Source organism: Caldisalinibacter kiritimatiensis, assembly GCF_000387765.1.
Taxonomy (GTDB): Bacteria; Bacillota; Clostridia; order Tissierellales; family Caldisalinibacteraceae; genus Caldisalinibacter; species Caldisalinibacter kiritimatiensis.
The window spans coordinates 1-10,689 of sequence record NZ_ARZA01000077.1; the positions used below are offsets into that span (position 1 = coordinate 1).

The window sequence follows — 10,689 nt, forward strand, 5'->3', positions numbered from 1 at the left end:
ACAAAATCGACTTCGTCGATTTGTTAGTTAGTAGTTCGTTGTTAGTAGTTAGTAGCTTTTCAGTCAGTTCTCAGCTCCTCGCTTTTAGTTCTTAAGTTTTGACAAATACTCTTAGGTCTATAACATTTTTCCTTCCACTTCTACCTGTGTATTTAACTTAATTACAAACTATACAGTAAATATACTTTCTTAGACAATGAAGAAGCGGCTTTTCGCCGCTTCTTCATTGAAAGGGAACAAAAGACATATTACTCATTTTGAGCTTTAGCTTCTTCAATTATTTTTTGACTTAAATGCTGTGGTACTTCGTCATATCTACTAAATTCCATTGAGAAACTTCCTCTAGCATGAGTCATAGATTTTAAATCCACAGCATAATTAAATAGCTCTGACTGAGGTGCTTCACCTATAACTAATTGACTTCCATCTGGTTGTGGCTCCATTCCAAGTATTCTACCTCTTCTTTTGTTCATATCTCCCATTATGTCACCCATATATTCTTCAGGAACTGATATCTCTACTTTCATTATTGGTTCAAGTAAAACTGGATTAGCAGCTTTAATACCCTTCTTAAATGCCAATGATGCTGCTACTTTAAATGCCATTTCACTTGAGTCAACTGAATGATAAGAACCATCATGTAACACGGCCTTAACATTCACTACAGGATAACCTGCAAGAACACCTTTTTCCATACATTCTCTTAAGCCTTTTTCAACAGCTGGGATGTATTGCTTTGGTACTGCTCCACCAAATATCTCTTCTCCAAATTCAAAGTCTTCTTCAGTTGGTTCAAATCTAATATGAACATCACCATATTGTCCTGCTCCACCAGTTTGTTTCTTATGTTTTCCTTGTACATCTGCTCTACCCTTTATTGTTTCTCTATAAGCTACCTTAGGAACAGATAAATCTACTTCTACACCAAATATATTTTTTAACTTGCTTGTTATTACTGCTAATTGAATATTACCTTGCCCACCAATAAGCTGCTGTTTAGTTTCTCTATTTCTTTCAACAACAAATGTAGGATCTTCTTCTGTTAGTTTATGTAATGCTGAGCTTATCTTTTCTTCATCATCTTTTGACTTAGGATCTACAGCCATATATAGACATGGTCTAGGATATTTAATTCCTTCATATTGAATAGGATTCTGTTGGTCACACAAAGTATCTCCAGTTTGTGTATGCTGTAATTTTGATGTAGCACCAATGTCACCTGCTACTAATTTTGAAGCATCTACCTGTGTTTTACCTCTTAATGCAAATAATGAACCTATCTTCTCTACTTCATCTCTGTTTGGATTTAATACCTCCATATCTTTAGTTATAGAGCCAGAACAAACCTTGAACACTGATATCTTACCTACAAATGGGTCTACAATAGTTTTAAATACTAATGCGGAGAATGGTTCATTTTCATCAACTTTTCTTTCTATAATTTCATCACTATCAGGTATAACGCCTTCATATGCTCCTCCATCTTTAGGAGTAGGTAAATAATCATTAACCATTCCTAATAGTGAATGTACTCCTATATTTTTAATAGCTGAGCCTACTAATACAGGAACTACATCTCCAGCTAATACTCCTTTTCTTAAACCTTCATGTATTTCTTCAGTAGTAAATTCTTCTCCTTCAAAGTATTTTTCAAGCAATTCTTCATCACTTTCTGCTACAGATTCGATTAACATTTCTCTTACTGGGTCAATTGCATCTTGTAATTCTTTAGGTATTGGTACATCTATGCACTCTTTACCATTATATTCTCTACCTATTAAGTCAACTACATTTACAAATCCTCTAAAGCTATCCCCTTCTCCCATTGGAACAGCAAAAGGTGCTATCTTCTTACCAAACTTTTCTCTTAATTCATTTAATACTTTTTCGTATTTAACGTTTTCCTTATCCATTTTGTTAACAAATATAAATCTAGGCATTTTTCTTTCAGAAGTATACTTCCACACCTTTTCTGTACCTACTTCTACACCTGAACTAGCATCAACTAAAATTATAGCTCCACTTGCAACTCTTAAAGCACTATATACTTCCCCAACAAAGTCGAAGTATCCCGGAGTGTCTAAGAAATTATATTTATCATCATTCCATTCTACTGGAATAACAGATGTACCAATTGAATACTGTCTCTTTTTTTCTTCTTTATCAAAGTCTGATACTGTACTTCCATCTTCTACTTTTCCCATTCTTTTAATTGCCCCCGAAGTAAACAACATGGCCTCTGTTAATGTTGTTTTACCTGAACCACCGTGACCCACTAAGGCAACATTTCTTATGTTTTTAGTTTTATACTCTTTCATAAGCAATTTCCCCCTTGCTCAGCTTTTATTTTTTGACTTTTCAAATTATTATAAATATTCTACATTAATTTAAAAAATCCTTTTAATTTAACATTTTTTCTTAAAATAAATGTAACCATAATTAGTATTTTTTATTCTTTAGTATTATGATTTGTTATTTTATTTAGTAAATAATATTTTTAATAATTATATTTAATTTCACTATAAAGTATTACAGCTTATGTTATAATTAATTTAAAGAATTTTTAGTAAATTCTAATAAAAGGAGTTGATAGGCTTTGTCAATATCATTTAGAAAAGAATTAAAAGATATAGCGGCTTATAAACCTGGAAAGCCGATTGAAGATGTAAAAAGAGAATACGGAATAAAACACGTGATAAAATTAGCTTCTAACGAAAACCCCTTGGGTTGCTCCCCAAAGGCAGTTGAAGCAGTAAAAAAAGCAGCAGACCAACTAGCTATTTATCCTGATGGTAATTGTACATTATTAAAAGAAGCATTAGCAAATAAACTCGGCTTAAAACCTACGCAGATTCTTCCAAGTAGTGGCTCAGATGAAATGATAGACCAAATAGCAAAAACTTTTATGAATAAAGATGATGAAATAATATTAGCTGATATAACCTTCCCTCGATACATAACTACTACTAAAATGATGGGTGCAAAACCAGTAATCGTTCCATTAAAGAACTGGACTTATGGCTTAGATGGAATGCTTAACGCTATTACTGAAAAAACTAAACTTATTTGGTTATGTAATCCTAATAATCCTACTGGTACTATGTTTTCAGAAGAAGAATTGTTAAATTTCTTAGACAAAGTTCCTAGCAACATAGTAGTTGTATATGATGAAGCATATAACGAATATGTAACTAGAGACGACTTTCCAAGGAATAGTATAAAGCTTTTAGACAAATATCCTAATATAATTATCATGAGAACCTTTTCAAAAATATATGGATTAGCAGCTTTAAGGATAGGCTATACAATGGCAAGTGAAGAAATTATTCATAATATAAACAAGATAAGAGGACCTTTTAATGTAAATACAATGGCTCAAGTAGCTGCTTTAGCTGCTCTTGAAGATGAAGACTTTGTTAAAAGAAGTTATGAAATGAATAAAGAGGGTAAAGAATATTTATACAAGGAATTAAATAAAATGGGAATTGAATATGTACCATCAGAAACAAATCATATCTTTATGAATGTAAATAAAGATGCAAACGAAGTATTTGAAGCTTTACAAAGAAAAGGTGTAATAATCCGTCCTATAACTGGTACATGGATTAGAGTAACTATAGGAACTCAAGAGCAAAATGAAGTATTCATCAAGTGCTTAAATGAGGTTATATAATTAAAAGGCAGCCATTTCTTGGCTGCCTTTTAATTTTAAACTCTTTCTACTTTAATACCAGTTTCATGACCATTTAAGTCAAACTTTTCAAAACTATCATCTTCTACTTTTTCAATGCTTACAGCTAATGTTTCCTTCATAATATAATCTTTGTGAACTTCTATAGCATTTGCTATTTCTTCATCTCCATCGAAGTATATTTTAATGTTATCTAATACTTCGTAGCCATTATTCTTTCTCATTTGTTGAACTTTAGAAATAAACTCTCTCGCATAACCTTCATCTAATAATTCTTGTGTTAATGTTGTATCTAGTATCACGAATAAGTTATTTTCCATTTCAATATTGAATCCTTCTTTAGCTGAGATAGTTATAGTTACTAAATCCTTTGTAACTTCTACATCTTCACCTTCAAGATTTAGTGTTATGCTTTCTCCATTTTCAAGCTTAGGAGTTACTTCTGATGCATCCAATTCTGCTAAAGCTTTTTGGAATGCTCTCATCTTAGGCCCTAATTTAGGTCCAGCCACTCTAAAGTTAGGCTTTAAGCTAAAGTTCATATATTCTCTTAAGTTCTTAGCAAATACTACTTCTTTTACATTTAACTCTTCTTTAATTAATGGAACTAAATCTGAAATTAATTCTTCATATTTACCATCAACTAATACTTTTTGTATTGGTTGACGTACTTTTATCTTAACCGCTTCTCTTGAAGCTCTACCTAGTTTAACTAGATTTCTAACTAAGTCCATTTTTTCTTCAGTTTTTAAGTCTATTAGCTCTTCATTTGCTACTGGATAGTTACTTAAATGTACTGATACCTCATTAGTTAATTTTCTATAGATTTCTTCTGATAGATAAGGAGCAAATGGAGCGATTATTTGTGATATACCTACTAAGATTTCAAATGTTGTATTATAAACAGCTTTTTTATCATCAGTTAATTCTGGAACCCAGAAACGTCTACGTGAACGTCTAATATACCAGTTAGATAAATCTTCATTTACAAAATCTTGTATCTTTCTAACTGCTTTTGTTAAATCAAATACTTCTAAGTCTGATTCAATTTCTTTTAAAAGGCTGTTGTATTTAGAAAGAATCCATCTATCTAATTCTGGTCTATCTTTATACTCAATAAAGAATTCTCTTGGGTCTATTTCATCAGTATTAGCATATAACGTAAAGAAGTTATATACATTTTTTATAGTAGTAAAGAATTTACTTACTACTTCCTTTATTCCATCTTCATCAAATCTAGTTGGAGTCCATGCTGGTGATACATAAAGTAGATACCATCTTAATGCATCTGCTCCATATTTATCGAACATTTCAAATGGGTCTACTGTATTACCTCTAGATTTTGACATCTTTTTACCGTTTTTATCTAAAATCAAGTCGTTAACTAGTACCCTCTTATATGGTGACTCTCCTCTAACAAATGTAGATATAGCTAATAATGAGTAGAACCAACCTCTAGTTTGGTCTATACCTTCACAAATGAAGTCTGCTGGGAATAATCCATCAAAGTTTTCTTCGTTTTCAAATGGATAATGATGTTGTGCATATGGCATAGCACCACTATCAAACCAGCAATCTATTACATCTTTAACCCTTGTCATTGTGCCACCACAAACAGGACAAGTAATATGCACATCATCTACATATGGTCTATGAAGCTCAATATTTTCATCTATATCTTCAATAGCTTTTTCTACAAGTTCTTTTCTAGAGCCAACACTTTCTGTGTGACCACATTCACATCTCCAAATATTTAATGGAGTTCCCCAATATCTACTTCTTGATATAGCCCAATCGTTAAGATTTTCTAACCAGTTTCCAAAGCGTTTTTCTCCTACATAATCTGGATACCATTCTACTTTATTATTATTTTCTATAAGTTTATCTTTAAGTTTAGTCATTTCAATATACCAGCTTGGTTTAGCATAGTATAGAAGTGGAGTTTTACATCTCCAACAATGTGGATAATTGTGGCTTATTTTTTGTTTCTTATATAATTTTCCTTTTTCATATAACCACTTGATAATATCTAAATCAGCATCCATTACAAATTGACCCTTCCAAGGAGTCTCAACAAACTTACCGTCTTCGTTTACTGGCTGTAGAACTGGAAGGTTATATCTTCTTCCTGTGTTATAATCATCTTCACCAAATGCTGGAGCTGTATGAACTATACCTGTACCATCCTCTGTAGTTACATAATCAGCAACTGTAACAAAGAATGCTTTTTTGTCTGGCTTTACAAATGGCATAAGTTGTTCATATTCTATATGCTCTAAGTCTTTTCCTTTTAATTCCTCTAATACTTCGTAATCTCCTTCGATTACTTCATCTGCTAATGCCTTTGCTACATAGTATACTTCATCATTAGCTTTTACTTTTAAGTAATCAACCTCTGGATTAACAGTTAAAGCAACGTTAGATGGTAGTGTCCATGGAGTTGTTGTCCATACTAAAAAATATTCATCTGCGTCTTTTCTTTTGAACTTGACTACAACAGTATTAGTTTTAACTTCTTCATATCCTTGAGCAACCTCGTGTGAAGCTAATCCAGTACCACATCTACTACAGTAAGGAAGAATCTTGTGTCCTTCATAGATATATCCTTCTTTAAAGAATTTATCTAATAACCACCACACTGATTCTATATAGTCATTGTCTAAAGTGATGTATGGATTATCAAGGTCAATTAGATAAGCCATACGCTCAGTCATTTCTCTAAATGCATCTTCATATTTAAATACTGATTCTCTACATTGCTTGTTAAACTTATCGATTCCATAGTCTTCGATATCTTGTTTGTTATTTAAGCCTAACTGTTTTTCTACTTCAATTTCAACTGGAAGTCCATGAGTATCCCAACCTGCTTTTCTCTTTACCTGATACCCCTGCATAGTTTTGTATCTACAAACAGAGTCCTTAAGTGTTCTTGAAATTACGTGGTGTATACCAGGTCTACCGTTTGCAGTAGGAGGTCCTTCGTAGAATATAAATGGCTTATTTCCTTCACGTGTTTCTACACTTTTCTTTAAAAGGTCGATTTCATCCCAAAACTTAGAAATCTCTTTTTCAACTTCACTTACCTTTGATTTGGATAGTTCTTCAAATTTAGCCACTTTTATCACCCTTTCCTATTTATTTTTCTCATCCTTAATGTTTCTATGACTTCTTTTTGTTTTAAAAATAAAAAATCCCTAAGCCATATTTGACTTAGGGACGGATTATTTCCGCGGTACCACCCATATTATAAGGCATAGTTATCCTAAATAAAAATAATAAATGCCTTATCACTCATTAGATTTAACGCATTTCTACGTAATACCCTACTCTATTACTATTTCAGGTACCCAGCTCAAAGGTGATTTTCATAAAGGGGTCAGTTGATAATCTCTCAGCAATTGATTATCTCTCTGTAAACCTACTTCCTTTACTACTCTCCTTGTCATAGCCTTTGTATATTAATTTTTGATTAATACTATATCAGAATGAAACAATTTGTCAAGTATTATTATGAAAAAACCTTTAATTTCTACATTTTTTATACTTTAGATTTCGCTTTTTTGACCTCTTTTCGCTTTTCAATGTAATCTTTAATTGCAAATGGTAGATAAACTATTATAAATGTTAGTGTGGCTATTCCTAATAATGATAAAATATACCAAGGCCATGGACCTAATATATCCATTAAACTTGGTGAAGGTGGCTTTTCACAAAGATATGAGTAGTTTCCACCGGTCAGTAAATTTACCACAGCTACTATTATACCAAATGCAATAAGCATCTTAAAGGTTTTAATTATTGACTTTATTGTAGGTCTATATTGATATACAAATACCATATAAAATACTATAATAACTATTAAACCATGTGCTATGAAGAATTGAAAGAATCTAAAATGTGGAAAACCATAACCTTGGATGTCAGGGGTGATTAATGCTTGAGTTGCTCCACCTAACCCAAAAAAATAAATTATTTCAAATATATCATATCTTTCAGAAAACAACATTATTATTTCTAAAAAAATCGTAACTGCACATAGATTAAAGGGCAATGACTCTTGTAGTGACCATATTCCTGTATATATATGCCATGCATAATATAATAGCTGCTGTACTAAAAGTAATGTTCCTATTGTATATCTAGAAGTCTTTTTTAACGGTTCTTCCCTCAGCTTATCTCTAAATATGTACAATAGTATTATTACACCTAATATTACATATAATGCAGCTCTATGGTGAGGTGAGAAAACCTTTAAAGGTTGTCCTTTATAATACAAAGAGAAAAATTTCTCCATAATAAGTCCTCCAGTATATTTATACAGATTTTGTCAAATCATATTTATATTTTATCAAATGGAGCATTTTACTTCAATTAAAGAAATGTTAAATAAGAGGGGAATGTTTAAGGATATTCATTAGCTCGTTTCTACCTAATAATTCTAGTTTACTACTGTCTTCTTCTATCATTCTCAACTTTATTTTTAATTTATTTTTTGTTTCCAAGGTCATACAACCCACTATAGTTTTTTCACTTATTCTATTCTCACATGCTACTTTGTTAAGAATATTAAGATATTTTATGACATTATCTTTAAATCCATCTGGTCCTACCTTTAACTCATAGAATTCTGATTTTGTTCTGCTGTATCCTGCTATATCAATTGTATTTCTATTTTTATTCTCATCTTCTACACACAGATATTTAATTTCTGTTCCGTTAATAATAACTTTACAACCTTTAGAAAACCTGTTATACATGTGCTTATAATGATTTTCCATCACATATTCAAATATAAGTCCTCTAAATTTATCTATATGATAGTCTTTAACTACGTTATAACTATCATATAGTTCACTAATAAGCTTGTCCATATTGTCCTTATTATGAGGTCTTTTAATTAATTGTAATTCTTCTTTCCATTTTTTAAATCTACTTTTAAAATTAATTTTATTTGTAAATAATAATAAAAATTCTGATAATACTTTTAATAATTTAGGGTCTTCATTAACGATACTTGCTATATTCCTCGCTCTTTTATCAAAATATCTGATATCTATTGGTAAATAATCGAGTTCTTGAAATTTTACATCACAAATATCCCCCATTACTGGTCTCCTCCAACATCTTCCTTTGATTTGTTTATGCCTTGTATTATTTCAGTAATATTTAATACTGGCAATAGTATAGGTTTCAACCCCATTTTCACCATGATATTATTAACTGTCTCTCTAGTATAACTCCAAAGCATTGGTATTGATTGTACTTTTAGAAAAAATTCATATTCTTTCTTGTCTAATATTTTTTTACTTATACATAATCCTTCATAAACCACTTCTATTTGAAAAACTACTTGATCTTCTTTTTTTCCTTGTATTTTAGTCTTTAAATAAGTTTTCCCTTCAGTATCACTTATGACTTCTCCATAATTTCCTATATTTGTTTCAACTTTTATTTTTTCGTTATCTAAGCTATGATAATTATCATCAACAAAACAACTAAGTGATACAACTCTTATAGTTTTTAATTGAATATTATGCAAATCATCACTTCTCAGTTTTCTCATGTATAGTCACCTCCTATATAGAATATTAATGTATAAATTTAATAGAAAAAGTCTGCATTTGAGCAGACTTAAAATCATCATAAAGTTTATCTATAACATATTCATTAGCTTTAATATTATCCTTTTCATCTATTATTTTTCCATCTAGTTTTATTTTGTTTGATTCCTTATTCTCAAATATTGAGTCTGAAATATCCTGTTTTTCTATACTCAACTCTTCAATTTTCATTTTGACACTATCAAAAAAGTCTACTAAAAAATCTAAAGTTGCTTCATAATTATTATTTTCAAGAGTGTCTCTGATAAGATAATCGTGATATCTTATTATATTATATAAATCTTTTGAATCATACTTTCTTTCTTTTATTTTTTTAACGAAACTTTTTATACTTAAAATATTTTCTTCCTTAACCCAATCAAAGAAATATATAATAGTTTCCACGTTAGTTTTACTACTTAACTCTTTTAGATTTTTATAATTTGAAAATGAAAACTCGTTTATATATTTTCTTATATATTCTTCTAACCTTTTGAAATATAAAGTTACACAACTTTTTATTATCTTATCTTTAACTATATACTCATCATATAAAAACAAATCTTTTTCTATTGAATATTCTTCAAATGATTTAATATTAATTTCTAAATTCATTTTTATATCCTCATTTGAAGCAAGCCATTTTTCAAAATCATTAATAATCTTATACATTTTTTACACTCCTTAAATTTGACATATATCAAATTTAATCTAATAGCTTCTATATATAATATATAACTAATAAATGTATATGTAAACCAAAAATTTCAATAACAAATTTCTTATTAAAGGTTTATGATATTATATTTTAATAATTACTATAATATTAAACATACAAATTGTATGAACACATATTTTATATACGTTAATATTGTTAACTTTCCTATAAAAAATATAACAACTTCTTTTTACTAACAATGAAAAGAAAAAATCAATCTCATCAACTCTGTTGCTTTAATTAGTAAACATTCTTAATTTGATATTAACATCAAAGTCTAATTTTAGAATACTCTCTCTTTGATTATAACTTTTGAAATACTTTTATTATTAATCTTAAGTTTAACTTTAATTATTACTATTGAATTCTATATTCATGCAATATTACCTTTAACGCTCATTTATTTAAATAAACTGGTTTTGTTATGCTGTAATAATTGACTAATCATATTTTAGCAAAATAAAAGCCATGTCTATAATTTAGTGTGACATGACTTTTGATACTAATACTATGTACTGTTTAAATTTATGTGTAATAAAATTAGCTGATTACTAAAATCCTATTATAATGACTTCACATCCCACATAGTTAAGATATAACTATGTATATAAACGTCAATATTTTTTGTACAAAAGTGCAAATATTTTCATGTACAATTAATTATCTTTTTGGCCGACCTT

The 10,689-nt window shown here is 29.7% G+C and carries 7 protein-coding genes and 1 other annotated feature; of the genes, 1 reads left to right on the forward strand and 6 read right to left on the reverse strand.

Annotation, left to right across the window (positions count from 1 at the left end):
- Positions 1-248 precede the first annotated feature (248 nt).
- A complete protein-coding gene (gene fusA / locus L21TH_RS03855; RefSeq protein ID WP_006309555.1) occupies positions 249-2,318 on the reverse strand; it encodes an elongation factor G in 2,070 nt (689 codons plus the stop codon).
- A 278-nt stretch (positions 2,319-2,596) separates the two neighbouring features.
- Between fusA and hisC the strand changes: the two genes are divergently transcribed.
- Positions 2,597-3,673, forward strand: coding sequence for a histidinol-phosphate transaminase (gene hisC / locus L21TH_RS03860; RefSeq protein ID WP_006309556.1), 1,077 nt, complete (start codon positions 2,597-2,599; stop codon positions 3,671-3,673).
- Between the two features lie 35 nt (positions 3,674-3,708).
- Here hisC and ileS read toward each other — a convergent pair whose 3' ends face one another.
- The 5 genes from ileS to L21TH_RS03885 form a co-directional block, all read right to left on the reverse strand.
- Positions 3,709-6,807 carry an isoleucine--tRNA ligase gene (gene ileS / locus L21TH_RS03865; protein WP_006309557.1) on the reverse strand — a complete coding sequence of 1,033 codons (3,099 nt, stop codon included), beginning with the start codon at positions 6,805-6,807 and terminating at the stop codon, positions 3,709-3,711.
- A 93-nt stretch (positions 6,808-6,900) separates the two neighbouring features.
- Positions 6,901-7,146: a binding site (T-box leader), on the reverse strand.
- A gap of 83 nt (positions 7,147-7,229) precedes the next feature.
- Entirely contained in the window at positions 7,230-7,985 is a 756-nt protein-coding gene (locus tag L21TH_RS03870; protein ID WP_006309558.1) for a YwaF family protein, read from the reverse strand.
- A gap of 88 nt (positions 7,986-8,073) precedes the next feature.
- A complete protein-coding gene (locus L21TH_RS03875; RefSeq protein ID WP_006309559.1) occupies positions 8,074-8,796 on the reverse strand; it encodes a hypothetical protein in 723 nt (240 codons plus the stop codon).
- Positions 8,796-9,254, reverse strand: coding sequence for a protein-export chaperone SecB (locus L21TH_RS03880; protein ID WP_006309560.1), 459 nt, complete (start codon positions 9,252-9,254; stop codon positions 8,796-8,798). The genes L21TH_RS03875 and L21TH_RS03880 overlap by 1 nt, the downstream gene beginning before the upstream one ends.
- A gap of 25 nt (positions 9,255-9,279) precedes the next feature.
- Entirely contained in the window at positions 9,280-9,963 is a 684-nt protein-coding gene (locus tag L21TH_RS03885) for a hypothetical protein (RefSeq protein ID WP_006309561.1), read from the reverse strand.
- Between the last annotated feature and the right edge of the window lie 726 nt (positions 9,964-10,689).

What these genes read in the sequence shown, in the direction of transcription:
- fusA (WP_006309555.1), bottom strand. Translation starts at nt 2,318, where the DNA reads ATGAAAGAGTATAAAACTAAAAACATAAGAAATGTTGCCTTAGTGGGT.
- L21TH_RS03870 (WP_006309558.1), bottom strand. Translation starts at nt 7,985, where the DNA reads ATGGAGAAATTTTTCTCTTTGTATTATAAAGGACAACCTTTAAAGGTT.
- L21TH_RS03875 (WP_006309559.1), bottom strand. Translation starts at nt 8,796, where the DNA reads ATGGGGGATATTTGTGATGTAAAATTTCAAGAACTCGATTATTTACCA.
- L21TH_RS03880 (WP_006309560.1), bottom strand. Translation starts at nt 9,254, where the DNA reads ATGAGAAAACTGAGAAGTGATGATTTGCATAATATTCAATTAAAAACT.
- L21TH_RS03885 (WP_006309561.1), bottom strand. Translation starts at nt 9,963, where the DNA reads ATGTATAAGATTATTAATGATTTTGAAAAATGGCTTGCTTCAAATGAG.